Below are 25,433 nucleotides of genomic sequence, written 5' to 3'. Positions count from 1 at the left end.
CGGTGCCCCGGCTGGGACTCGAACCCAGACTGCGCCGATTTTAAGTCGGCTGCCTCTGCCGATTGGGCTACCGGGGCGCCCGATCAGCCTAGAGCGAGCGTCCGGCGTCGGGGGTGACGCATGGCGCCGCGAACGCCAGCGGGCCCCGTCGACGTGCGACGGGGCCCGCTGATGCGTGCGGAGGTGCTAGGCCTTGGGGCGCGAGGCGAAGGCCTGGAAGTACTCCTGCGGCTCCTCGCGCGCGGCGAGCGTGACGTTGTCGCGGCCGAGCAGCAGGTTCCAGAACCAGCCGCTGAAGACGCGTAGCTTGCGCTCCCACATGGGGATCGCGAGACCGTGGTAGCCGCGGTGCGCGACCCACGCCGGGAAGCCCTTGATCGCGAGCTTGCCCGACTGGAAGACACCGTGGCCCAGGCCGAGGCCAGCCACCGCGCCGAGGTTCTTGTGCACGTAGTCCTTCGGCTGCTCGCCGCGGAGCACGGCGACCAGGTTCTTCGCCAGCAGCTTGCCCTGGCGCACCGCGTGCTGAGCGTTGGGCACGCAGAAGCCGCCCACGCCGCCGCCGCTCAGGTCGGGCACCGCGGCGACGTCGCCCGCGGCCCACGCGCCCTCGACGACCGCGCCGGTCTCGTCGATGACGCGCAGGTCGGCCTGGGCGCGGATGCGGCCGCGCTCCTCGACCGGGAGGTCGGTCGAGCGCACGACGGGGTTGGCCATGACGCCGGCCGTCCAGATGATGAGGTCGCTCTCGAAGCTCTCGCCCGTCGACAGCTCGATGCGGCCGTCGACCGCGCTCGTGAGCTGCGTGTCGAGGTGCACGATCGCGTCGCGCTGGGCGAGGTTCTTCAGCACCCACTGGCTGGTCTCGAGCGACACCTCGGGCATGATGCGGCCCATCGCCTCGATGAGGTGGAAGTGGGTGTCGTCGATCGTGAGCTGCGGGTACTCCTTCAGCAGCGAGCTGGCGAGGCTGCGCAGCTCGGCGAAGGTCTCGATGCCCGCGAAGCCGCCACCGACGACGACGACGGTGAGCAGGCGGTCGCGCTCGGGGCCGGCGGGCAGCAGGGCCGCGCGGGCGAAGTTGTCGATGAGGCGGTCGCGCACGGCCACAGCCTCTTCGATCGCCTTCATGCCGATGGCCTCGTCGGCGACGCCCGGGATCGGGAACGTGCGCGAGACGGCACCGGCGGTCACGACGATGTGGTCGTACTCCAGCTGCCACGACTCGCCCACCTCGGGGGTGATCGTCGCGGTCTTCGCGGCGTGGTCGATGCCGGTGACCTTCGCGGTGATGACGCGCGTCTTCTCGAGGTGGCGGCGCAGCGAGACGACCGCGTGGCGCGGCTCGATCTGGCCGGCGGCGACCTCGGGCAGGAACGGCTGGTACGTCATGTACGGCAGCGGATCGACGACCACGACCTCGGCCTCACCCCGGCGCAGCCACTTCTCGAGCTTCAGTGCGGTGTAAAAACCGGCGTAACCGCCACCGACGATGAGGATTCTGGGCACGGCGAAAGGACTCCTTGTGGTGAGGGACTCCGACAATCTACCGCGCGCGCTCGCGCCTGACGAATCGTGGAGCCGCCATCACGATCGCCCCGATCACGAGCAGCGAGCCGGCGAGCACGGCCGCGCCGAGGAGGGCCACGGGGCCGACGACGACCGCGATCGCGTGCGCCGTCGCGACCGCCTCCCCGTCGGCCGGATGCCCGGCGCGCGCGATCGCCTCGCGCCCGCCCGCGACGAGCACCTCTCGAGCCTCGGCCTCTGCCCGACGGTTGAGCGCGACCCACTCGGCCAGGCTGCCGAGGGGGTTCTCGGTGGCGGCGGGAAGCTCGGCGCGCACGGCGGCGGCCGCATCCACCAGGCCGTACCCGTACAGGGGGTCGGGCACCGTCGCGGTCACGGGTTGCGCAGTGGTGATGAGCCGCGTGACGACGTCGGCGGCCGTCGCCTCGGGGTGCGCCGCCCGGATGAGCGCGGCGATGCCCGCCACGATGGGCGCCGCGCCGCTCGTGCCCTGCCAGATGACGTGGCCGCCGCCCGGCACGGCGCCGACGAGCTGCTCGCTCGGCGCCATCACGGCGATCGAGATGCCCTGCGCGCTCGCCGCGTCGCTCGCGCGGCCGGCCCGGTCGACCCCGCCGACGGCGACGACCCCGGGGATCGTCGCGGGAGCGCCGACCTGCTCGGTGCCGCTGCCGCGGTTGCCGGCCGCGGCGATGACGACGACGTCGTTGGCCTCGGCGTAGCCGAAGGCGTCGTCCCAGCTCTCCGGCCAGGCGAGCGTGTTGCGGGTGAGCGAGAGCGAAATGACGTCGGCGCCCGCGTCGACCGCCCAGCGCACCGCCTCGGCCACCTGCGCGTCGCCGTCGCGCTGCTCGGGACCGAAGGCGAGCGAGGCGCTCAGCAGGCTCGCCTCGGGGGCGGCGCCGATGACGCCATCGCCGGGCGCGCTGCCCCGGCCGGCGGCGAGAGAGGCGACCATCGTGCCGTGATCCGGCGCGTCGGAGCCGACCGGGCGCGTGCCGTCGGCCGCGCCCACCCCCGAGAGGTCGATGCCCCCGACGACCGCGCCGCGCAGGTCGGGGTGGCTTGCGTCGACGCCCGAGTCGATGATCGCGATGGTCACGCCCGCGCCGCGGGTCACCTGCCAGGCCTCGCGGATGCCGTACTCGTCGAGCCAGTACTGCCGATCGCGGATCGCATCGGCGGCGAGGATGCCCGCGGGCGCCGACAGCGCCGCCTGCGGCACCGCGAGCGGCGCGGCCGCGATCGCGGCGGCCAGCAGCGCGGCGGCTACGACCCGCGCTGGTCGGGCGCGCACGCGCAGACCTCGGGGCTCCAGTCGCACGCCGCGAGCGCGAGGTCGCCGACCGGGTTGAGGCCGGGGCCGGCCGACAGGCTGTGGCCGACGAGGGCGTGCAGGCACTTCACGCGCGTCGGCATGCCGCCGGCGCTGATGCCCTCGATCTCCGGCACGCGGCCGAAGCGGGCGCGGTCGTCGAGGTACGCCTCGTGCGCCGCCGCGTAGCCGGCCGCGAGCTCGGGGTCGTCGGCGAGAGCGGCCTGGTACTCGGTCATGACGCCGCTCGCCTCGAGTCGCGACACGGCGGCGGTCGCCGCGGGGTGCGTCAGGTAGTACAGCGTCGGGAAGGGCGTGCCGTTGCCGAGCCGGGGAGCGGTGGCGACGACCGTCGGAGCGCCGCACGCGCACCGGGCGGGGATGCCGACGACGTCGCGCGCGGGCCGGCCCAGCTGCGCGGAGACGATGCGGACATCCTCAGCGCTCACGGGCTCGAAGGGCGGGCGACTCACGGGGCCTCCTCGGGGGCGGGGGCGGCGGGGGCCGCTGGGTCGGCGGGATCGGGCTCGGGCTCGGGGCCGAGCAGCTCGACGGCGGGCAGGTCGGTGAGGGCGGCCGTGAGCACCGAGGCGAGCACGGCGCGGCTCCAGTCGATGCGCGTGCGCTGGATCTCGTCGCTCACCGGCTGCACCGGGTCGACCTCGACCGTCGCGCCGTCGTCGATCACGAGGTAGCTGATGTCGCCCGGCTTCACGTAGAGCAGGCGGTCGCGGGCCTGCGACTCGATGTAGGCGGGGTCGGACCAGCGGTCGATCTCGGCGGTGAGGTCGTCGACGGCGGCCTCCTGCGCGGCGACGCGCGCCTCGAGGGCCGCGATCTCCTGCTGCTGCTCGACGAGCACCCGCAGCGAGGGGGCGAGCACGACGAGGGCGCCGACGATGAGCAGCAGCACGGTGACGGTGAAGCCGGAGACCTGCAGGTTGCGGAACCACGGCGTCGCGGCAGGAGCGCCGGCGGGCAGCTCGACGGGGATGTCACGCGAGCGGCCGGCCATGCCCCCAGGGTACGCGAGAGGCCCGCCGCCCCCGGGAGCGGGGACGGCGGGCCTCGAGCGCTGCGGGCGGACTAGCCGCGGAAGCGCGGGAAGGCGCTGCGGGCGGCGTACACCGCGGCGTCGCCGAGCTCCTCCTCGATGCGGAGCAGCTGGTTGTACTTCGCGACGCGCTCGCTGCGGGCGGGGGCGCCGGTCTTGATCTGGCCGCAGTTCGTCGCGACGGCGAGATCGGCGATCGTCGTGTCCTCCGTCTCGCCCGAGCGGTGCGAGAGCACGGCGGTGTAGCCGCTGCGCTGCGCGAGCGCGACGGCGTCGAGCGTCTCGGTGAGCGAGCCGATCTGGTTGACCTTCACGAGCAGCGAGTTCGCCGTGCCACGCGCGATGCCGTCGCCCAGGCGCGCGGGGTTCGTGACGAACAGGTCGTCGCCGACGAGCTGCACCGCCCGGCCGATCTCGCTCGTGAGCGCCGCCCAGCCGTCCCAGTCGTCCTCCGACATCGGGTCTTCGATCGTCACGAGCGGGTACTGCTTCACGAGGTCTGCCCAGAAGGCGGCGAGCTCGGTGGCCGAGCGCTGCTGGCCCTCGAAGTGGTACGCGCCGTCGCGGTAGAACTCGGTCGCGGCGACGTCGAGGCCCAGCGCGATGTCGGTGCCGGGGGTGAAGCCGGCCTTCTCGATCGCGGCGAGCAGGAAGTCGAGCGCGGCGGTCGTGCCGGCGAGGTCGGGGGCGAAGCCGCCCTCGTCGCCGAGGCCCGTGGCGTAGCCGCCGGCCTTCAGCTCGCCCTTGAGGGCGTGGTAGGTCTCGGCACCCCAGCGCAGGGCCTCGGTGAAGCTCTCGGCGCCGATCGGCAGGATCATGAACTCCTGCACGTCGACCCCGGTGTCGGCGTGCGCGCCGCCGTTGATGACGTTCATCATCGGCACGGGCAGCACGTGCGCGTTCGGGCCGCCGAGGTAGCGGAACAGCGGCAGGTCGGCCGAGTCGGCGGCGGCCTTCGCGACGGCGAGCGAGACGCCGAGGATGGCGTTCGCGCCGAGCTTCGACTTGTTGTCCGTGCCGTCGACGGCCTTCAGCTCGGCGTCGATGAGGCGCTGGTCGCTGGCCTCGAGACCCTCGATGGCGGGGCCGAGCACGTCGAGCACCGAGTCGACGGCCTTCAGCACGCCCTTGCCGAGGTAGCGGCCCTTGTCGCCGTCGCGCAGCTCGTAGGCCTCGAAGGCGCCGGTCGACGCGCCCGAGGGCACGGCCGCGCGCGAGACGGTGCCGTCATCGAGCAGAACCTCGACCTCGACGGTCGGGTTGCCTCGCGAGTCGAGGATTTCACGGGCTCCAACGGCCTCGATAGCTGCCACGAATGGGTCTCCTAACGAAAGGGGGATGCGGACGCGACGGTGGTGGTCGTCCGCAGGCAAGCCTACTCGCCGCGGGAGCGGGCGACTCGGGCCCGGGCGCGACCGAGCGACCCGGCGCGGGTCGGCCTCAGGCGCCGCGCTCGAGCGGCCGCCAGTCGAGGGCCGAGGCATCCGCCCCCGACGCCGCGCTCACCGTCGCGAACCGGGCGAAGCCGTCGACGGCCAGCTGATCGAGCACCGACTTCAGGTTCTTGGGGCGCTTCACGAGGCGCACGCGCGCGCCCTCCGCGACGAGCTGACGCTGCAGCGCGAGCAGGTCGGCGGGCGCGACGTCACGGTCGTAGACGAGGGCCGCGTCGCCCTCGCCCTCGTCAGCGGGCAGCTCGACCAGGTCGATGAGGCGCTCGAAGCCGAGCGAGAAGCCCGTCGCCGGCACGTCGGCGCCGAGGAAGCGGCCGATCATGCCGTCGTAGCGCCCTCCCCCGCCGAGCGAGTAGCCGAGCTCGGGGTGCGCGACCTCGAAGATCGGGCCCGTGTAGTAACCCATGCCGCGCACCAGGAACGGGTCGAACACGAGCGGCGCCGTGCCGCCGACCGCCGCCGCGATCGCCGCGAGGTCGGCGAGCGCCTGCTCGTCGACGCCGGCGGGCAGCAGGGCGGCGATGCTGTCGGCGGTGAGCGCGCCGCCGGCGGCGGGCGCGTGATGGCCCTCCGACACGGTGGCGGATGCCGCTTCCGCCCCGAACGCGGCGAACGCCGGCACCGCGCTGAGTGCCTCGATCGCGTCGGCCGCGTGGCCGCGCTCACGCAGCTCGTCGAGCACGCCCGCCGTGCCGATCTTGTCGAGCTTGTCGAGCGAGATGAGCACCTCGGCGTGCGCCTCGGCGGCGAAGCCGAGCGCCGTGAGCATGCTCGTCAGCAGCCGCCGATCGTTAATGCGAATGGTGCAGCCCGGGATGCCGAGCACCGCGAGCGCGCTCGAGGTCGCGCTGATGAGCTCGATCTCGGCGATCACCCCCGGCTCGCCGATGATGTCGATGTCGCACTGCACGAACTGGCGGAACCGGCCCTTCTGCGGGCGCTCCGCGCGCCAGACGGGCGCGATCTGGATCGCCCGGAACACGCTCGGCAGCTGCGCGCGGTTGCTCGCGTAGAAGCGGGCGAGCGGCACCGTGAGGTCGAACCGCAGGCCGAGGTCGGCGAGGTCGAGCGGCGATGCGGCCTCGCGCAGGGCATCCGTCGTCAGGGCCCGCTTCATGACCGCGAAGGCGAGCTTCTCGTTGTCGCCGCCGAGGCCCGCGTGCAGGCGCGAGGCGTCCTCCATGACGGGGGTCTCGATCTCGTCGAAGCCGTGCGCGCGGTACACGCCGCGGATCAGCCCGAGCACGCGCTCGCGGCGGGCCTTGTCAGCGGGCAGGAAGTCGCGCATGCCGCGCGGCGGGGTGACAGGGCTCGCCATGCCTCGATTCTGTCAGAGGGGCGCCGAGCGTCCGGTCGGGGGCGGATGCTCCCGCCGGGCCGCGACCGCGCGCCGGCCCCACGGCTCAGGCGACGCGCGAGCCCTTCGGCAGGTGCTTCGACGGCGTGCGCGTGCGGGCGACCGCTCCCCACAGGGCGAGACCGGCAAGCACGAGGTGGATGACGATGCCGACGAACCAGCTCGGCACCGTCTTCGCGTAGACCTCCTCGGGGGTCTCGTAGTCGTCCTGCACGAGCCGCCAGTTCGCCTTCGCGTTCGCGCACTCGTCATAGGTCTGCTCGAGGTCGGGCGGCAGCTGCGCACCGCGGATGCCGAGGCCGATGCCGCCGAAAAGATCCTCCGGGTTGCCGTTCTCGTCGAACGTCGTCGGCGAGGCGTCGGCGAGCACGATGTACGGGTTCGCCGCGAGGAACCACCACACCCGGTCGAACCGCGGCGCCTGGTACGTCGTCACCTCGGGCTCAAGGCAGGTGATGTCGTCCGGATCCTCCGGCAGGCCCGTGTCCGGGTCGAGCTCGACGGACTGGTCGTAGGTGTAGCCGATGTAGACGCTGCGCACCTCGCTCTGGCTCGCCAGACCGCCGAGGCCGAAGGCGATGAGCGTGCCGATGCTGAGCGCCGCGACGACGAGGTAGGTGGTGACGACCGAGAACAGCGCGCGCGTCTGCAGGCCCGAGAGCCCGACGCCGATCGCCGCGACGACACCGAGCTCGACCACGAGCACGGCGAGCGAGGTCAGCAGCGTCGTGATCGGCACGCCCCCGATCGCGACCGCGAGCACGATGAACGGCAGGCTCGCGGCCAGGAAGGTGAGGGCGATCGTCCAAGCGGCGAGGAACTTGCCCAGGACGATCTGGCCCGCGCTCACGAGCGTGACCTGCGTCGTGGCGAGCGTGCCCGCGTCGCGCTCGGCGTTGATCGCACCGCCGGAGACGGCGGGGGTGACGAGCGTGCCGACGAGCAGCACGAAGAACACGATGCTCGAGTAGATCGCCGCGTTGTCGACCGAATCGTCGCCAAACGTCGACAGCGAGAACCACAGCAGCAGCGTCACGATCGCGACGATGACGAACACGACGATGAGCAGCACGAGCCACGCGACGCTGCGCACGCGCTGCCGCAGCTCGAGGGCGGCGATGGTGCCGAGCCCGGTGATCCAGCCGTTCACGAGCGACCGCCCTTCGCGAGGTCGAGGAAGGTGTGCTCGAGGTCGCCGACGGCGGGCCCGAAGGCGCTGATCGCGACGCCGTGGGCGGTGAGCCGCGTGAGCACGGCGGCGGCTTCCTGCTCGCCGGCCACCGGCACGAGGGTGCCCAGATGGTCGTCGCCCCCGGTTGGGATTCCCAACTCGGCGAGCGCCGCGGCGAGCGCCGCCGGGTCGAGCGCGCGCACGCGCCAGTCGCGCACCGTCGAGCGGCTCGCCTCGACGCTCTCACGTGATGCGGTCACGCCGTGGTCGAGGTAGACGGCGTCATCGGCCATCTCGTCGAGCTCGGCGAGCACGTGGCTCGAGACGAGCACGCTCGCCCCCTCAGCGGCGAGGCGGCGCACGAGCACGCGCAGATCGATGCGGGCGGCCGGGTCGAGGCCCGACGCCGGCTCGTCGAGCAGCAGCACGGTGGGTCGGTGCACGAGGGCGCGCGCGAGGCTCAGGCGCTGCTTCTGCCCGCGGCTGAGCACCCGGGTCGGCTGGTCGGCGAGCTCCTCCAGGCCGACGAGGTCGATGAGCTCGGCGGCGCGGGAGCGGGCCTGCGCGGCGTCGAGCTCGTACAGGCGCGCGGTGGTCTCGAGGGTCTGGCGCACCGTCAGGGTGGCCCACGAACCGAGCACGTCGGGCATCCACCCCATGACGCGCCGCACGGCGCGCGGATCGGTCACCGGGTCGTGACCCTGGATGCGGATCGTGCCCCGGTCGGGCTGCAGCAGCGACGCGAGCATGAGCAGCAGCGTCGTCTTGCCGGAGCCGTTCGGACCGATGAGGGCCGTCACGCGCCCGGGATGGGCCTCGAAGGTCACGTCGCGCACGGCGTGCACCGAGCCGAAGCTGCGGGCCACGCCCTCGACCGCGATCGCGGGGGGCTGGGTCATGCGGGCGAGTCTGGCAGGGGCGGCACGGGGTGTCGCGGCGACGCGCGGTCGCGACGAATACTCGCGAACGCGGGTGCGGGGTGGTGCGGCGGTGCGGCTGTGCGGATCGGCTCGGCTCGCGATCGCTGCCGCGGCCGTCAGCGCTCCGCGCGGCCTCGCTCGTGATCGCGGATGCTCGTCTCGAGATCGCGCACCGCCATGCGGAGGGCGCGCTCGGCATCCCACCCCCGCTCGCGGGCGACCGCCACCAGGTGCAGCAGCTGCTCGCCCAGGGCGCGCTCGTCGGCGGTGACGTGGGTCGGCTCGGCGCCGCGCGTGTCGTCGGTGGTCGAGAGCGGGCGCTGCTCGACTCCCAGCCGCTCCGCGCGGCTCAGCACCTTCTCGGCGCGCACGAGCGCGGGTAGGGCCGCGGGCAGCCCGTCGAGCACGCTCGTGCGGGCGGGCTTCTCGGCGGCCTTCCACGTCTCCCAGTTGGCGGAGACCTCGTCGGCCGTGTCGGCCACGACGTCGGCGAAGACGTGCGGGTGGCGGCCGACCATCTTCCGCATGCTGCGGGCCGCGACGTCGTCGATCGTGAACGGATGCTCGGCGTCGGCCGCGGCGATGTCGGCGTGGAACAGCACCTGGTAGAGCACGTCGCCCAGCTCCTCGAGCATGTCGTCGCGGGAGCCGTGCTCGATCGCGTCGACGAGCTCGTGCGCCTCCTCGATGAGGTACTTCGTGAGGCTCTCGTGGGTCTGCTCGGCATCCCAGGCGCAGCCGCCGGGCGCGCGCAGGCGGTGCATGACGCCGATGAGCGCGTCGAGGGCGGGGTGCGGCTCGACCGGGGTGCCCGGCGGGAGGTCGGGGTGGGGGGCGCTCGCGCTCATGCGGTCATCTTGCCACCGGGTCGGGGCGCGGCGGTGGGGGCGGCTCGGCGAGGACGCTCGGCGAGGGCGGCTCGGCGCGCCGACGCCATCGACGCGAGCAGCCGTCGCACACCACACGGTTCACGGCATGCACTGCGCTTTGTTCCGCAGTGCATGCCGTGAACCGTGTGGTGTGTGAGGTGCGAGAGCGCGGAAGGGCCGCGCGGCGCGGGCGTGCGCACGGCGGGGCCGCGCGAGACGCGGGGCCGCGCGAGACGCGGCGCGGCGCGCGAGACGCGGCGCGGCGGCGCGAGACGCGGCGCGGCGCGCGCTACGCGGCGGCGGCAGCCGCCGGCGCCGCGTGCGCCTCGTCGGCGGCGGGCGCCGGCGTGCGCGGCATCGCGACCGCCGCGGCGAGGGTCGCGACGGCGGCGACGAGCGTGCCGAGGAACACGGCCGACGAGGCGGCGACGAGCGTGCCGAGGAACACGGCCGACGAGGCGGCGACGATCTCGTCGGGCGTGACGCCGGCGACCGGCCCCGCGCCCTCGCGCCCGATGATGCCGTTGGCGATGGCTCCGAAGATGGCGACGCCGACGGCGCTGCCGATCGAGCGGGCGAAGAGGTTGGTGCCGGTGACGACGCCGCGCTCGTTCCACGGCACGCTCGCCTGCGCGGCGATGAGCGACGGAGTCGCGACGAGTCCCATGCCGAGTCCGCTGATGAAGCACGCGAGCGCGACGACGGCGACCGAGGGCGCCGCGGCGAGGGCGGCGAGCAGGGCCGGCCCGGCGATGACGAGCGCCATGCCGATGAGCACCGTGGTGCGGAACCCGAGCGTGAGGTAGAGCCGGCCCGACTGGGCGGCCGAGATGGGCCAGCCGATCGTGAGGGCGCCGAGCGCGAGCCCGGCGACGAGCGGCGACACCCCGAGCGATCCTTCGAGGTAGGTGGGCACGTACGAGGTGAGGCCGAACAGTACGGCGCCGATGCCGACGGAGACGAGCGTCGTCGACAGCACGAGGCGGCGCGACAGCACCCACAGCGGCAGGATCGGCTCGGATGCGCGGCGCTCGACGAGCGCGAACACTACGAGCAGCGCCCCGCCGACGCCGAAGGCGACGGCCGTCTGCCACGACGCCCACGCCCACGCCTGCCCGCCCTCGAGCACGCCGACGAGCACGAGCGCGAGCGACCCGCTCAGCAGGGCGGCGCCGAGGTAGTCGATGCGGTGGCGGCGGCGCTCGACGGTCTCGTGGAACGAGCGGAGGAGCATCCACCCCGCCAGCAGGCACAGCGGGATGTTGACGAAGAAGATCCAGCGCCACGCGTCGAGCTGGGCGAACAGGCCGCCCAGCAGCGGGCCGACGACGGCCGAGGCGCCCCACACGCTCGCGATGTATCCCTGCACCTTCGCGCGCTCGGCGACCGAGTAGACGTCGCCGGCGATCGTGATCGACATGGGGCCGACGGCGCCCGCACCGAGGCCCTGGATGGCGCGGAAGGCGATGAGGGCGGGCATGCTCCAGGCAAGGCCGCACAGGATCGACCCGAGCAGGAACACGCCGATGCCGAACAGGATGATCGGCTTGCGCCCGACGACGTCGCTGAGCTTGGCGTAGATCGGCACCGACACCGCCTGCGCGAGCAGGTAGATCGAGAACAGCCACGGGAACTGCTCGAACCCGCCGAGCTCGGCCACGAGGGTCGGCACGGCGGTCGCGAGGATCGTGGCGTCGATCGCGACGAGCCCCGTCGTCACCATGAGCGAGAGCAGGATGGGTCCGCGCGACGACCTCAGGCCGACGTCGGCGCGACGCACGGTCGCGCCCGCTGCTCGCTCGCTCAGTGCTGGCTCCCTCTCGCGGCGCGTCACGCGCGGTGGTGCGGCGCCGCGCGGATGCTCGACCCCGGCCGCGCCGCGGCCCCGTCACTCTGGCACCGCAGTCTGGGAGGCGGCCCCTCGGCGGCCGCGCATCCGCCCCTGTCAGGATGGCCCCGTGCTGAGCCCCGACGACCCCGTGAGCCGCGTCGTCGCGCTCGCGATCGCGCTGGGGCTCGTCTCGGTGCTCGTGTGGCGGGCGGCCCGCAAGGATCGCCGCGAGTACGCGCGGTTCCGCCGCTACCGCTCGACGGTGCGCCGGCAACGACTGCTGCGGCGCTGGCTCGTCGAGTCGATCGTCGTGTTCGGCGGCTCGGCGGCGCTGCTGGCGCTGGTCGTGCATCCGTTCACGCAGCCGGTTCTCGACGCGGCCCGGTCGGTGCCGTGGGTCGCGGCGGTCGTCGGCTGGCTGTCGTCACCGGCGGGGATGCTCGGCCTCGCGCTCGGCGTCGCCGCGCTCGTGGCGCTCACGCTCGTGGGGGTGCGCTCCGCTCGCCGCGAGGGCGGGGTCGTGATGATCGGCGACATCGCGGCGCTGCTGCCGCGCAACCGGCCCGAGCTCGGGTGGGCGGCGGGCCTCGCGGTCAACGCGGGGGTCGTGGAGGAGCTGCTGTTCCGGCTGTGCCTGCCAGCGCTGCTGTTCGTCGTGACGGGTGAGCCGCTCAGCGCCTTCGGGCTCGCCGCACTGCTGTTCGCGGCCCTGCACGCCTACCAGGGTCCGGCGGGCGTCGCTGGCACGCTCGTCGTCGGGCTGCTGCTCACGGCCGCCTACGTGCTGAGCGGCAGCATCGTCGTCGCCATCGCGCTGCACGCCGCCCTCGACCTGCGCACACTCGTCGTCGTGCCGATGGCCGTGTACGAGGTGCACCGGGTGCCCGGGTCGCGGCGGTTCCCGCCGCCGCTGCGCGGGCTGTCGCTGCGCGAGCCTCAGGCCGAGGGCGAGGCCGCCGCCCCCGACGCCGCCGGCTCGGCCACGTAGAGGTTCTCGAGCACCTGCCGCACCCAGGCGATGAGGTCGTCGTCGCTGGCATCCTTCGGCAGCGGCATCGTCGCGACCCTCTGCTGGGCGAAGTACTTCGAGCCCGGGTACATGCGCTGCAGGCGCAGCTGCCGCGAGTCGGGCAGCTCGCGCCCGACGACGCGCAGGTTCGAGCCCATGACGACGACGTCGCTGAGTCCGAGGCTCTGGGCGAGGCGGCGCAGGCGCGAGACGGCGAGCAGCGTGAGCACCGGCTGCGGCGGGTCGCCGTAGCGGTCGGCGAGCTCGTCGAGCACGGCATCCAGCGCATCGTCGGGGCTGGCGGGGCCGGCGGCCGCCGACAGCTTCTGGTACGCCTCGAGGCGGAGGCGCTCCGATTCGATGAACTCCTCGGGGATGTGCGCGTCGACCGGCAGCTCGAGCCGCAGCTCGGTCTGCTCGTCGGCGGCGTCGCCGCGGAAGGCGCTCACCGCCTCGCCGATCATGCGCAGGTAGAGGTCGAAGCCGACGCCGGCGATGTGGCCCGCCTGCTCGGCGCCGAGCAGGTTGCCGGCGCCGCGGATCTCGAGGTCTTTCATCGCGATCGCCATGCCGCCGCCGAGGTCGCTGTTCGCGGCGAGGGTCTGCAGGCGGTCGTGCGCCGTCTCGGTGAGGGGCTTGAGCTCGTCGTAGAGGAAGTACGCGTACGCCCGCTCGCGCCCGCGGCCGACGCGCCCGCGCAGCTGGTGCAGCTGGCTGAGGCCGTACTTGTCGGCGCGGTCGATGATGAGCGTGTTGGCGTTGGCGACGTCGAGGCCGGTCTCGATGATGGTCGTCGAGACGAGCACGTCGAAGCGGCGCTCCCAGAAGTCGACCATGACCTGCTCGAGCGTCGACTCGCTCATCTGCCCGTGGGCGACGGCGATGCGCGCTTCGGGCACGAGCTCGGCGAGGTGGCTGGCGACGCGCTGGATGCTCGACACGCGATTGTGCACGTAGAACACCTGCCCCTCGCGCAGCAGCTCGCGGTGGATCGCCGCCGCCACCTGCTTGTCGCTGTACGGGCCGACGAAGGTCAGGATCGGGTGGCGGTCCTCCGGCGGGGTCGCCAGGGTCGACATCTCGCGGATGCCCGTCACGGCCATCTCGAGGGTGCGCGGGATCGGCGTGGCCGACATCGCGAGCACGTCGACGTTGGTCTTGAGCTTCTTCAGCGCGTCCTTGTGCTCGACGCCGAAGCGCTGCTCCTCGTCGATGATGACGAGGCCGAGGTCTTTGAACTGCACGCCCTGGCTCAGGATGCGGTGGGTGCCGATGACGACGTCGACCGTGCCGCGGGCGAGGCCCTCGATCGTCTCCTTCGCCTCCTTGTCGCTCTGGAAGCGGCTGAGCGCGCGCACGTGCACCGGGAACCCGGCGAAGCGGTCGGCGAAGGTCTCCATGTGCTGCTTCACCAGCAGCGTCGTCGGCACGATCATCGCCACCTGCTTGCCGCCCTGCACGGCTTTGAACGCGGCGCGCACGGCGACCTCGGTCTTGCCGTAGCCGACGTCGCCGGCGAGCAGGCGATCCATGGGGATCGGCGACTCCATGTCGCGCTTGACCTCCTCGATGGTGGTCAGCTGGTCGGGCGTCTCGGCGTAGGGGAACGCCTCCTCCAGCTCGCGCTGCCACGGGGTGTCGGGCGGGAAGGCGTAGCCCTTGCTCGACATGCGCGCCGAGTACAGCTTCACGAGCTCGACGGCGATGTCGCGCACCGCCTTGCGCGCCCGGCCCTTCGCCGCCGCCCAGTCGCTGCCGCCCATCTTGCTGAGCTGGGGGGCCTCGCCGCCGACGTAGCGGGTGAGCAGGTCGAGCTGGTCGGTGGGCACGTAGAGCTTGTCGCCCGGGTAGCCGCGCTTCGACGGCGCGTACTCGATGACGAGGAACTCGCGGGTGCTCTTCACCGCGTTGCGCCCGCCGCCGGTCGACACCTCGCGCTGCACGAGCTCGAGGAACCGCCCGATGCCGTGCGTGGCGTGCACGACGAAGTCACCGGTCTTCAGCTGCAGCGGGTCGACGACGTTCTTGCGGCGGCTCGCGAGCTTCTTCGGCTGGCGCGAGTCGTAGCCCACCGACCGGCCGTAGAACTCGGTCTCGCTCAGCAGCCCGAGGCGCAGCTCCGGCAGCTCGAAGCCGTGCTCGACGGTGCCGCGCACGAGGTGCACGACGCCGGGCTCGAGGGCGTCGGGCAGCTCGTCGACGATGCGCGCGGCGACCTGCTGCTCGGCGAGCACGTCCGCGGCGCGCTCGAGCAGGCCCATGCCGCCGGCGACGACGACCATCGCCCAGCCGTCGCGCACGCGGTCGACGACGTGGTCGACCGCTCCCCCGGCGCGCCCGGCGAAGCTCGGCGGCTCGACCGCGTCGATGCGCACGACCTCCGGGTCGTCGGCGTCGAACGCGCTGATCGTGAACCAGGGGCGCCCGGCGGATGCTGCGCGCAGGCCGTTCACCGTGAGGAAGTCGCCCGCGTCGAGGTCGATGGGCGCCTCGGCCCCCGCCGTCGCCGCGTGCCACGCCGCGCTCAGGAACTCGCGGTTCGTCTCGACGAGCGTGGCCGCGCGCGTTGCCACCCGCTCGGGGCTCAGCACGGCGATCGCGGCGCCCTCGGGCAGGTAGTGGGTGATCGGCACGAGCTCGTCGACGAGGGCGGGCGCGAGGCTCTCCATGCCCTCGACGGGGATGCCCTGGCCGATCTTTTCCAGCATCTGCGCGAGGCTCGGGAACTCGTGCTGCATCTCGCGCGCCCGCTGCTGCACGCTCGGCGTCAGCAGCAGCTCGCGCGTCGGCGGCAGCTCGACCCGCTCGACGGCGGTCGGCAGGCTGCGCTGGTCAGCGACCGAGAACTCGCGCAGCTGCTCGACCTCATCGCCGAAGAACTCCACGCGCACCGGGTGCTCGGCGACCGCCGGGAAGACGTCGAGGATGCCGCCGCGCACTGCGAACTCGCCGCGGCGCGTCACCATGTCGACGCGCGCGTAGGCGAGATCGACGAGCCGCTCGACGGTCGGCGCGAGCTCGTGCCCGCGCTGCCCGGCCGCGAGCACGACGGGCTCGATGCTCGTCAGACCCGTGGGCAGCGGTTGCAGCGCCGCGCGCACCGAGGCGACGACGACGAGCGGGGCGGAGGGGGCATCCGCCCACTGCGCGAGCGCCCGCAGGGTGCGGATGCGGCGGCCGACGGTCTCGGCGCTCGGGCTCAGACGCTCGTGCGGCAGGGTCTCCCACGCCGGCAGGTCGAGGATCGTCGCCTCGGGCAGCAGGCAGCGCAGCGCGTCGATGAAGCCCTCGGACTCGCGGCCCGTCGCGGTGATCGCGAGCAGGCAGCGCGGGCCGGTCTCGGCGCGCAGGATGCTCGCGACGAGCGGGGCGCGCAGGCCCTCGACGACCGAGAAATCGGTGGATGCCCGGCTGTGCTCGAGCGCCTCCTGCAGTGTGCGGGCGCGCGACAGGGCCGGGATCAACCGCTCGAGACTCACGTCGCACAAGCGTACGCGCGCTGGGCTGGGGGTGCGGCGCGGGGTGCGGCCGCCGCTACGCGCGCGGGGCGTGGAACTTCTGCTGCGCCGCGAGCAGCCCCTGCTCGACGAGCAGCTCGACCGCGTCGGCGGCGTCGCCGAGCACGAACGGCAGGCGGGCCCGCTCGGCGGCGGCGAAATCTTTCAGCACGTAGTCGGCGGCATCCTGCCGGCCGGGCGGGCGGCCGATGCCGACGCGCACGCGCGGGAACTCCTGCGTGCCGAGCGCCTTGATGATGTCGCGCACGCCGTTCTGGCCGCCGTGGCCGCCGTCGGCCTTGAGCTTCACGGTCTCGAACGGCAGGTCGAGGTCGTCGTGCAGCACGATGACGCGCTCGGGCGGGATGCCGAAGTACTTCGCGGCGCTCGAGACCGGCCCGCCGGAGGTGTTCATGTAGCTCAGCGGCTTGATGAGCACGAGCTTCGGCCCGCCGGGGCGCGTGCGCACCTCGGCGAGCATCGTGGTGGAGCGGTGGCGCGAGAAGCGCCCGCCCAGTCGGGTGGCGAGCTCGTCGAGCACCATCTGGCCGACGTTGTGCCGATTGCCGGCGTAGCCGGGCCCGGGGTTCCCGAGCCCGGCTACGAGCCAGACGTTCTGATCGGCCACGGCCGGAGGTGCCTGACGCCTCGTGAGACCGAAGATGGCGCCTACTCGGCGGTCTCGGCCGACTCGCCCTCGGCGGCCTCCGCGGCGTCGCCCTCGGCCTCGGCCGAGCCCTCAGCGGCCTCATCGGCGGCCTCGGCCGAGCCGTCGGCGTCGGAGGTCGTGTCGAGCTGCGGCACCGTCACGACGACGACGATCGCCTCGGGGTCGGTCACGAGCGTCGTGCCCTTGGGCAGCTCGAGCTGGCCGGCGTGGATCTGCGTGCCCTCCTCGGCGCCCTCGATCGAGACGACGATGTTCTCAGGGATGTGCGTGGCCTCGGCCTCGACCGAGACGGTCGTGTGCTCGAGCATCGCGATCGTGCCGGAGAAGCTCTCGCCCTCGAGGTGCACGGGCACGTCGACGACGACCTTCTCGCCCTTGCGCACGACGACGAGGTCGATGTGCTCGATGAGCTGACGCACCGGGTCCTTCTGGACGTCCTTCACGAGCGCGAGCTGCTCGTCGCCGGCGATGTCGAGCGTGAGCACGACGTTCTTCTTGCGCAGCAGCAGCGCCGTCTCGTGACCGGGCAGGGTCACGTGGCGGGGCTCGGTGCCGTGGCCGTAGATGACCGCGGGGATCTTGTTCGTCGCACGGATCTTGCGGGCAGCGCCCTTGCCGAAGCTCGTGCGCACCTCCGCGGAGAGGTGGGTGTTCTCGGACATGCCGGACTCCTTGTGTCTGCGGGCCGCTCGGCCCGGTCGTGGATGTTCAACTCGAACGCGCAATCGCGTGAGGAAAGACCTGGGCCTTGCCCACCGCGTCGATCACGAAGGGCCACAGCCCTTCCTCGCCGAAGTTCAGCGGCCCAGTCTACGCGAGATCGCGGCGCGCCGCCGACGCCAGCAGGTGAGCCACCTGCTGCGCCAGTTCGGGGATGCTCGCCTCGCCGTCGAGCACCGTGACGAGCTCGCCCGGCGCCGGGCTCTCGAGCGTCGCCAGCTGCGAGTCGAGCAGGCTCGGCGGCATGTAGTGGCCCTCGCGGCTCGCGAGGCGCTGCTCGAGCACGGGGCGGGGCACCTCGAGCAGAGCGAAGAGCGCGCCGGGGGCGAGCTCGCGCAGTCGGGCGCGGTAGGAGCGCTTGAGGGCGCTGCAGGCCATGACGCAGGGGCGGTGGTCGCGCAGGGCGGCGCCCACGGCATCCAGCCAGGGGGCCCGGTCGGCGTCGTTCAGCGGCTGCCCCGACGCCATCTTGGCCACGTTCGCGGCCGGGTGGAGGTCGTCGGCGTCGAGGAAGGCGACGCCCGCGCGGGCCGCGGCATCGCGGCCGACGACGGTCTTGCCGGCGCCCGAGACGCCCATGAGCACGAGCGAGGGCTGGGCGGTCATGCGCCCCACGGTATCGACAGCGGCGGCGCAATAGGCTGGAGACCACCACCACCCTGCCGCTCGTGACGCTCGCGCGCCGCGAAGACCCGCACTCGAGGAGTCACCCGTGACCCAGCCCCAGGCCAACATCGGCGTCGTCGGACTCGCCGTGATGGGCTCGAACCTCGCCCGCAACCTCGCCAGCCGCGAGGGCAACACCGTGGCGATCTTCAACCGCTCGTACGAGAAGACCGCCACGCTCATCGAGCAGCACCCCGAGGCGGGCTTCATCGCGACCTCGACCTACGAGGAGTTCGCCGCCGCGCTGCAGAAGCCGCGCACCGCGATCATCATGGTGCAGGCCGGCCGCGGCACCGACGCCGTCATCGACGCGCTCACGCAGGTCTTCGAACCGGGCGACATCATCGTCGACGGCGGCAACGCGCTGTTCACCGACACGATCCGCCGCGAGAAGGCGGTGCGTGAGACGGGCATCAACTTCGTCGGCGCCGGCATCTCCGGTGGCGAGGAGGGCGCCCTCAAGGGGCCCTCGATCATGCCCGGCGGCTCGGCGGAGGCCTGGCAGACGCTCGGGCCGATCCTGCGCTCGATCGCCGCGGTCGCCGAGGGCGAGCCGTGCGTCACCCACGTCGGCACCGACGGCGCCGGGCACTTCGTCAAGATGATCCACAACGGCATCGAGTACGCCGACATGCAGCTCATCGCCGAGGCCTACGACCTGCTGCGCCGCGTCGGCGGGCTGACGCCTGCCGAGATCGCGGAGATCTTCGCCGAGTGGAACACCGGCGAGCTCGAGAGCTACCTCATCGAGATCACTGCCGAGGTGCTGAAGCAGGTGGATGCGACGACCGGCAAGCCGCTCGTCGACGTCATCCTCGACCAGGCCGGCGCCAAGGGCACCGGCGCGTGGACGGTGCAGTCGGCGCTCGACCTCGGCGTGCCCGTGTCGGGCATCGCGGAGGCCGTGTTCGCCCGCTCGCTCTCGTCGAAGCCCGCGCAGCGCGCCGCCGCGCGCACCCTGCCGGCCGGCTCGCAGGAGTGGACGGTGGACGACCGCGCCGCGTTCGTCGAAGACGTGCGCCGGGCGCTCTACGCCTCGAAGATCATCGCCTACAGCCAGGGCTTCGACGCGATCGTCGCCGGCGCGGAGCAGTACGACTGGGACATCAAGAAGGGCGAGATCGCGAAGATCTGGCGTGCCGGCTGCATCATCCGCGCGCAGTTCCTCAACCGCATCACCGAGGCGTACGCGGCCGACCCCGAGCTCGTCGCGCTCGTCACGGCGCCGTACTTCGCCGACGCGGTCGCCGGCGCGCTGCCGTCGTGGCGTCGCGTCGTCTCGGGCGCGGCGCTCGCGGGCATCCCCACCCCTACCTTCGCGTCGTCGCTGTCGTACTACGACGGCCTGCGCGCCGACCGCCTGCCGGCCGCGCTCGTGCAGGGCCAGCGCGACTTCTTCGGCGCGCACACCTACCGGCGCATCGACCGCGAGGGCACGTTCCACACGCTGTGGAGCGGCGACCGCACGGAGATCTCGGCGGCCGACGCGCACTAGGTGCTCGGCGCGGCGGCGGCGTCGCCGCCTGAGTCGCCTCGACGGCCCGCGCCCCCTCGGGGGTGCGGGCCGTCGGCGTTGCCAGGGGGCCGCAGCGGCGGAGGTGGCGGCTCACGCTGTCTCGTCGACCCGGTGCGGGCCCGACATGCAGGAGTCGCGGGCCGCGCGCGCGGCGTGTCGCCGAGACGCGCCGGGGCTGCGCGACGGGGCGGGGCTGCCGGCGCGAGCAGGCAGGGTCGGCGGCGCGGGCCGCGGTCAGCGGGCGCGGCGGCCGCGACGCGCGTAGCGCGGCTCGACGGCGCGCGCCCGCCCGCTCACGCGACCGAGGAAAGGCGGCAGCAGCGCCACGAGCACGGGCGTCGCGAGCTGCACGAGCGCCGCCCCCGTCACCCACGCGATGACGCCGAGCCCGAGGCCGGTCTGCAGCACCTGCTGCGCGCTGGGGCCAGCGCCGAGCGACGCCCCGACGAGGGAGGTCGCGACCGTGACTCCCACGAGGTTCGCGACGTGCCCGGACCCGATCGCGACGGCGAGCGCGGGTGCGACGGTGAGGCGGCGCGAGGCGAGCATCCACCCCAGCAGCAGGGCGACCGCCTGCAGGGCGGCGCCGGCGGCCCAGGCGGGGCGGCTCCACCAGCCGGCGCCGATGTCGGGCCGGCCGAGCACGGCGGCACCGACGACCTCGAAGCCGCCCTGCGCCGCCCACACGAGCGCGGCGCTCACGAGCGCCCAGGCGAGCGCCCGAGCCGGCAGCATGACGGCCGGTCGCGGGCCTCGCGGCCGCAAGCGCTCGGCCTCGGCCTCGTCGGCACGGTCGTCGACGAGCCAGAACGGCTCGTCGCTGCCCAGGTGCCGCGGCGGATGCACGGTGCCGAGCCGCGCGCCGCCCGCCGAGTAAGGCGGCTCGAGCACGTCGGCGACCCCCCACGGGGTGTCGAAGGGCGCGCTCGGCAGGCGCGGCTCGTCGCGCGCGGGAGCGGGCCCGAGCTGCGCGCGCAGCCGCTCGAGCTCGAGCGCCGTGCGGGCCAGCGACACCCGGCTGCGCGACCCCTCGCCTGTGCGGCGGGCGCGCGCGACCGCGCGCAGGGCGGCCGTCGCGGCGAACCACCCCGTGGCGTGATCGAGGGCCTGCACGGGCAGGGCGATCGGGGCGTCGGATGCCCGAGGGGCATCCCCCGCATCGTCGCCGTCGGCGGCGTCGGGGCTCGCGATGCCGGTCGCGAGCTGCACGAGCGAGTCGAAGCCGCGCCGCCCCGCCCACGGGCCCGAGTAGCCCCACGCGTCGAGCTGCACTTCGACGAGGCCGGGGCGCACCGACCGCAGGGTGGTGGGGTCGAGGCCGAGGCCGTCGAGGGCTCCGGGGCGGTAGCCGTGCACGAGCACGTCGCACTCGGCGACGAGCGCGAGCAGCTCGCTGCGGCCCTCGACCGTGTGCGCGTCGACGCGGGCGCAGCGCTTGCCGAGGGTCATGTCAGGCTCGACGGCGGGCTCGTGCCAGTCGGGCGGGTCGATGCGCAGCACGTCGGCGCCGAGCAGGGCGAGCGAGCGCGTCGCGACGGGGCCGGCGAGCACGCGCGTGAGGTCGAGCACGCGCACGCCGGCGAGGGGGCGCTCAGGGGTTCCGGCGGGGAATGGCGCGTCGGCCGCCCGCACGTCGCCGGTCGTCTCGACGGCGATGAGCGGCTCGCTCGCCACTGCGACGCCCTGCGGATGCTGCGCCCACGCCGCGACCGACCGCAGTCGCGCGGCCGCACCGCCCGCCTGCACGACGAGGGTCTCAAGCGCGTCGGCCCCGAACGGCGCGACGGCGCGGGCGACCTCGTCGCGGGTCGGGTCGGGGGCGTCGGCGGCCGGCGCCAGCCCGAGCACGCGCAGCGCGGCGGCGCGGTGGTGGGGTGCGTTGAGGTGCAGCCGGATCCAGCCGTCGGCGGTGCGGTAGTCGCCCGTGAGGGGATCCCAGGGGCTCGGCTGTTCGGCACGCGGGCGCACCGCGGCTCGGAACCAGCCGTTCGCGAGCGGAGCATCCACCTGCACCGGGCCGTCGTGGCCGGTCAGCTCGGCGGTCGCGAGAGCCGTCGTCGCGATCGCCGCCGCCGCGAAGGTCCCGACGGGGTAGCGGCCGCCGAGCACGGGCTCGCCGCTGACGCGCACCCGGGCTGCGGCCTGCGCGTCGAAGCCGGCGGCCTCCGCGAGCGCGGCGACGGCCCGCGTGAGCGCCGAGTCGGGCTGCTCGGCGTCGGCAGGGTCAGGGGTGGTGTGCTGGGCTTCGGGTCGCGGCACCGGAACAGTCTGCCGGATGCGCGTGAGGGCCGCTCACGCCGGCCGCCCGGGTGGGCTGCGCCGGCGCCGTCACGCCGGAGCGCGACGATGCCGCACCGCGACGGCCCGCAGCGCGAGCCCCACCGCGAGCAGCGCCGCCGTGCCGAGCAGCGACACGGGCGGCAGCGCTGCCACCAGCAGCACGCAGCCGACGAGCCCCGCGACGGCGACCGCGCGCGGCTGCCAGCGCTCGCTCGCCGGCTGGCGCAGCGCCGAGGCGTGCGCGACCGCGTAGTACAGCAGCACCGCCGAACTCGACGCGGCGACGAGCTGCGCCGGCTGCAGCAGCAGCACGATGCCGATCGCGACGAGCGCGATGACGGCCTCGGCGACGATCGGCGCGCGCGTGCGGGGCGAGACGCGCGCGAGCACCCCCGGCAGGTCGCGCTCGCGCGCCATCGCGAGACTCGTGCGGCTGAGCCCGGCGAGGATGCCCGCGAGCGACCCGAGGCACGCGAGCGTCGCGAGGGCCGCGACCGGCACCGCCCAGCGGGGGTCGATCGCCGCCGCGAGCGGGGAGTCGCTCGCGGCGAGCGCCGCCACCCCGAGCCGGTCGACGAGCACGAGCGCGAGGGCCGCGTAGAGCGCCAGCACCACGCCGAGGGCGAGCAGGATCGCGCGGGGCAGGGTGCGGCGCGGGTCGCGCACCTCCTCGCCGAGGGTCGCCATGCGGGCGTAGCCGGCGAACGCGAAGAACAGCAGCGCCGCGGCTTGCAGCACGCCGAGCGGGGTCGTCGGGTCGAGCGCGAGCGGGGCATCCGCCATCGATGACGGCGCGGGGGCGACGCTCACCGCGACGAACCACACCAGCAGGCCGGCGAGCACGAGGCTCACGATCGCGATCGCCACCCGGGCCGTCGTGCGCACGCCCGACATGTTGAGCGCCGCGAAGGTCGCGATGAGCGCGGCGGCGAGCAGACGGGTCGCGGTGTCGTCGAGCCCAGCCGCCGTGCCGAGATAGCCCGCCGCGACCGCTGCGATCGCCGCCGCCGAGGCCGTCTTGCCCGTGACGAACAGCCAGCCCGCGGTGAACCCGGGCACGGGGCCGAGGTAGCGGCGCCCGAAGGCGTAGGCGCCGCCCGAGGTGGGGTGCGCCATCGCCAGCTGTGCCGAGCTGAACGCGTTGAGGGTCGCCACGATCGCGGCGAGCACGAGCGCGAGCAGCAGCCACTCGCCGGCGACGGCGGCCGCGGGCGCCCAGACGAAGAAGGCTCCGGCGCCGATCATCGACGCGAGACCGATGCCGATCGCGCCAGGCAGGCCGATGCGACGGGCGAGGGCCGGGTGCGCGGCAGGGTCGGGGGTCGGCACGCGCGCAGACTACCCGGCGTGGGTGGCGCCGATGTGACGTCGCGCGCACCCGCCGCTGCCGCTCGCCCGGCGGCGGCGCGCACCCGCGTGCGAGACTGGCCGTGATGGACGACGACCCGCGCGAGCTCCGCGAGGCCGACTGGCCCGACGACGACGGCGACCGCTCCCCCGCGCTGCGGCGGCGCGCGCAGCTCGTGCGCGTCGTGAGCCTCGTCGCCCTGTTCGCGCTCGTCGTGCCGGGCGCCCTGTCGACGTGGGCGCTCGCCGAGTCGACGGCGACGCGCGCCTGCCGCCTGGCCGTCGATGCGATGGCGGATGCTCGCACGCCGTCGCGCGTCGCCTTCGAGGTCGACCGCCTCGAGACCCTCGGCTGGAACTGCTACGCCCTCGCGCCCACGGGCGAGGTGCGCGTGGCCGTGCTCGGGGTGATCCCGGGGGCGCCCGACCTGCGGCCGCGCAGCGGCGCCTGAGCGCGAGCCGCGCATCCGCCCCCCTCTTTCGCGACCGGGGGCCGATTTGCGAGAATGAGGCGTTCCGTGTTCGCGGATGGCGGCGCCCCGAAGGGCGCAGCGCCTGACCCGTCGAGGAGCGGTGGTTGCTTTCATCGCTTCCGGTCACCTCATGCGATCACCAGCACGGAACCGGTGCACCCTGCCCGCGCACGCCATGCCGACCGCTCAGCCCGAACGACTGAGTGGCCGCAGCGACCGCGCCCCGGGCGAGGGCCGCATCGTCGACGAAACGAATGAGGACCCCATGATCACCATCGATCGCACCCGCCTGGCCGAGCTGTACGCCCGCGAGCAGGAGGCGTTCGTCGCCGCCCGCCCGAAGTCGAAGGCCGCCTACGAGCGCGCCGAGCACCTGTTCGGCCGCGTGCCGATGACCTGGATGAACAAGAAGGCAGGCGGCTTCCCGATCTACCTCGACCGCGCGCAGGGCAACCGCGTGTGGGACATCGACGGCCACGAGTACATCGACTTCGCCCTCGGCGACACCGGCTCGATGGCCGGGCACTCGCACCCGGTCGTCGTCGAGGCGGTGCAGAGGCGCATCGGCGAGCTCGGCGGCCTCACCACGATGCTGCCGACCGAGGACGCCGAGTGGGTCGGCGCCGAGCTCTCGCGGCGCTTCAAGATGGACCGCTGGAGCTTCTCACTGACGGCGACGGATGCGAATCGCTGGGCGATTCGTCTCGTGCGCGCGATCACCGGCAAGCCGAAGATCGTCTTCCACTCGTACTGCTACCACGGATCGGTCGACGAGTCGCTCGTCGTCGTCGGGCCCGACGGCGAGAGCATGTCGCGCCCCGGCAACGTCGGCGCCCCCGTGCCGGTGACCGAGACGTCGCGCGCCGCCGAGTACAACGACCTGCCCGGCCTCGAGCGGGCCCTCGCGCACGGCGACGTCGCCGCGGTGCTCATCGAGCCGGCGCTCACCAACATCGGCATCGTGCTGCCCGAGCCCGGCTACCTCGAGGGCGTGCGCGAGCTGACCCGGAAGTACGACGCGCTGCTCATCATCGACGAGACGCACACCTTCTCGGCCGGGCCCGGCGGCATGACGACCGCCTACGACCTCGAGCCCGACCTGGTCGTCATCGGCAAGGCGATCGGCGGGGGCATCCCGACCGGCGCCTACGGCCTCTCGGCGGAGTTCGCCGAGCGCGCCCTCGCCCGCACCGACCTCGACCTCGTCGACATGGGCGGCGTCGGCGGCACCCTCGCCGGCAACCCCGTCTCGGTCGCGGCGATGCGCGCGACCCTCGAGCACGTGCTCACCGACGAGGCCTTCGCGACCATGATCGACACGGCGACGTACTTCACCGACGGCGTGAACGCGCTGTTCGACCGCTACGACCTGCCGTGGGCGATCAACCAGCTCGGCGCGCGGGCCGAGTACCGCTTCGCGCGGCCGTATCCGATCAACGGCACGCAGGCGGCTCTCGCCGCTGATGGCGAGCTCGAGGACATGATCCACCTGTACCTCGCCAACCGCGGCATCATGCTCACGCCGTTCCACAACATGGCGCTCATGGCGCCGATGACGACGCGCGCCGACGTGGATGCTCACCACGCGGCGTTCGAGGAGTGCATCCGCGAGCTCGTCGGCGCGTAGCGCGCTGCCCGCGCGGCGCGGCTCGCCGAGGCGGGCGTTTCTGTCGACTCGGGCCTTCGAAAGGCCCGTCTCGACTCAAGTGCCCGCCTCGGCGGCGAGCGAGGGCCCGACTCGGCGCCCGCCGAGC

Annotated in this window: 20 protein-coding genes and 1 tRNA gene; 4 read left to right on the top strand and 17 right to left on the bottom strand. The window is 73.8% G+C overall.

The annotated features are described in order from the left end of the window. Positions 1-3: 3 nt before the first annotated feature. The 11 genes from ID804_RS02590 to ID804_RS02540 all read right to left on the bottom strand — a co-directional run bounded on the left by ID804_RS02590 (position 4) and on the right by ID804_RS02540 (position 11,393). Positions 4-77: transfer RNA gene (locus ID804_RS02590), tRNA-Leu, on the bottom strand. 109 nt (positions 78-186) lie between these two features. Then, on the bottom strand, positions 187-1,509 hold the full coding sequence (locus ID804_RS02585; protein WP_169077383.1) for an NAD(P)/FAD-dependent oxidoreductase: 1,323 nt from the start codon (positions 1,507-1,509) through the stop codon (positions 187-189). 37 nt (positions 1,510-1,546) lie between these two features. Further along, complete coding sequence (locus ID804_RS02580) at positions 1,547-2,827, bottom strand: S8 family serine peptidase (protein ID WP_169077382.1); 1,281 nt, start codon at positions 2,825-2,827, stop codon at positions 1,547-1,549. Next, positions 2,800-3,318 carry a DUF501 domain-containing protein gene (locus ID804_RS02575; RefSeq protein ID WP_169077381.1) on the bottom strand — a complete coding sequence of 173 codons (519 nt, stop codon included), beginning with the start codon at positions 3,316-3,318 and terminating at the stop codon, positions 2,800-2,802. The genes ID804_RS02580 and ID804_RS02575 overlap by 28 nt, the downstream gene beginning before the upstream one ends. Then, positions 3,315-3,860, bottom strand: a complete 546-nt coding sequence (locus ID804_RS02570) for an FtsB family cell division protein (protein ID WP_169077380.1) — start codon at positions 3,858-3,860, stop codon at positions 3,315-3,317. The genes ID804_RS02575 and ID804_RS02570 overlap by 4 nt, the downstream gene beginning before the upstream one ends. A gap of 71 nt (positions 3,861-3,931) precedes the next feature. Then, the gene (gene eno, locus ID804_RS02565; protein ID WP_169077379.1) at positions 3,932-5,212 is read right to left on the bottom strand and encodes a phosphopyruvate hydratase; all 1,281 of its coding nucleotides are present in this window, start codon (positions 5,210-5,212) and stop codon (positions 3,932-3,934) included. A gap of 127 nt (positions 5,213-5,339) precedes the next feature. Continuing rightward, positions 5,340-6,671: a histidine--tRNA ligase gene (gene hisS / locus ID804_RS02560; protein WP_169077378.1), complete on the bottom strand. Its 1,332-nt coding sequence runs from the start codon at positions 6,669-6,671 to the stop codon at positions 5,340-5,342. 85 nt (positions 6,672-6,756) lie between these two features. Next, a complete protein-coding gene (locus ID804_RS02555; protein WP_317451140.1) occupies positions 6,757-7,860 on the bottom strand; it encodes an ABC transporter permease in 1,104 nt (367 codons plus the stop codon). Further along, entirely contained in the window at positions 7,857-8,780 is a 924-nt protein-coding gene (locus ID804_RS02550; protein WP_169077377.1) for an ABC transporter ATP-binding protein, read from the bottom strand. The genes ID804_RS02555 and ID804_RS02550 overlap by 4 nt, the downstream gene beginning before the upstream one ends. Positions 8,781-8,917: 137 nt before the next feature. Next, complete coding sequence (locus tag ID804_RS02545) at positions 8,918-9,649, bottom strand: nucleoside triphosphate pyrophosphohydrolase (protein ID WP_169077376.1); 732 nt, start codon at positions 9,647-9,649, stop codon at positions 8,918-8,920. Between the two features lie 310 nt (positions 9,650-9,959). Beyond that, on the bottom strand, positions 9,960-11,393 hold the full coding sequence (locus tag ID804_RS02540; protein ID WP_169077774.1) for an MFS transporter: 1,434 nt from the start codon (positions 11,391-11,393) through the stop codon (positions 9,960-9,962). A 235-nt stretch (positions 11,394-11,628) separates the two neighbouring features. Between ID804_RS02540 and ID804_RS02535 the strand changes: the two genes are divergently transcribed. Next, a complete protein-coding gene (locus ID804_RS02535) occupies positions 11,629-12,489 on the top strand; it encodes a CPBP family intramembrane glutamic endopeptidase (protein WP_169077375.1) in 861 nt (286 codons plus the stop codon). Here the strand turns inward: ID804_RS02535 and mfd are convergent. The 4 genes from mfd to ID804_RS02515 all read right to left on the bottom strand — a co-directional run bounded on the left by mfd (position 12,438) and on the right by ID804_RS02515 (position 18,003). Beyond that, a complete protein-coding gene (gene mfd, locus ID804_RS02530; protein ID WP_169077374.1) occupies positions 12,438-15,989 on the bottom strand; it encodes a transcription-repair coupling factor in 3,552 nt (1,183 codons plus the stop codon). The two genes, ID804_RS02535 and mfd, sit on opposite strands and share 52 nt — an antisense overlap. A 55-nt stretch (positions 15,990-16,044) precedes the next feature. After that, positions 16,045-16,635 carry an aminoacyl-tRNA hydrolase gene (pth, locus tag ID804_RS02525; protein WP_169077373.1) on the bottom strand — a complete coding sequence of 197 codons (591 nt, stop codon included), beginning with the start codon at positions 16,633-16,635 and terminating at the stop codon, positions 16,045-16,047. Between the two features lie 41 nt (positions 16,636-16,676). After that, complete coding sequence (locus tag ID804_RS02520; protein WP_169077372.1) at positions 16,677-17,339, bottom strand: 50S ribosomal protein L25/general stress protein Ctc; 663 nt, start codon at positions 17,337-17,339, stop codon at positions 16,677-16,679. Positions 17,340-17,487: 148 nt separating this feature from the next. After that, positions 17,488-18,003 (bottom strand): gluconokinase, encoded by a 516-nt coding sequence (locus ID804_RS02515; protein WP_169077371.1) that lies wholly within the window; start codon positions 18,001-18,003, stop codon positions 17,488-17,490. Positions 18,004-18,109: 106 nt separating this feature from the next. Between ID804_RS02515 and gndA the strand changes: the two genes are divergently transcribed. Continuing rightward, complete coding sequence (gene gndA / locus ID804_RS02510; RefSeq protein WP_169077370.1) at positions 18,110-19,558, top strand: NADP-dependent phosphogluconate dehydrogenase; 1,449 nt, start codon at positions 18,110-18,112, stop codon at positions 19,556-19,558. A 255-nt stretch (positions 19,559-19,813) separates the two neighbouring features. On the opposite strand, the gene ID804_RS02505 is transcribed toward gndA, so the two are convergent. Beyond that, on the bottom strand, positions 19,814-21,838 hold the full coding sequence (locus ID804_RS02505; protein ID WP_169077369.1) for a CoA transferase: 2,025 nt from the start codon (positions 21,836-21,838) through the stop codon (positions 19,814-19,816). A 69-nt stretch (positions 21,839-21,907) separates the two neighbouring features. Continuing rightward, complete coding sequence (locus tag ID804_RS02500; RefSeq protein ID WP_169077368.1) at positions 21,908-23,188, bottom strand: APC family permease; 1,281 nt, start codon at positions 23,186-23,188, stop codon at positions 21,908-21,910. A gap of 104 nt (positions 23,189-23,292) precedes the next feature. Between ID804_RS02500 and ID804_RS02495 the strand changes: the two genes are divergently transcribed. Beyond that, positions 23,293-23,658, top strand: coding sequence for a hypothetical protein (locus ID804_RS02495; protein WP_169077367.1), 366 nt, complete (start codon positions 23,293-23,295; stop codon positions 23,656-23,658). A gap of 286 nt (positions 23,659-23,944) precedes the next feature. Then, positions 23,945-25,306: a transaminase gene (locus tag ID804_RS02490; protein ID WP_169077366.1), complete on the top strand. Its 1,362-nt coding sequence runs from the start codon at positions 23,945-23,947 to the stop codon at positions 25,304-25,306. Positions 25,307-25,433: the final 127 nt, after the last annotated feature.

Origin of the sequence: Microcella alkalica, from assembly GCF_014595885.1 — a bacterium.
Taxonomy (GTDB): domain Bacteria; phylum Actinomycetota; class Actinomycetes; order Actinomycetales; family Microbacteriaceae; genus Microcella; species Microcella alkaliphila_B.
The sequence above is the reverse complement of the archived record's forward strand: the minus strand, read 5'-3'. Positions and strand labels throughout refer to the sequence as shown.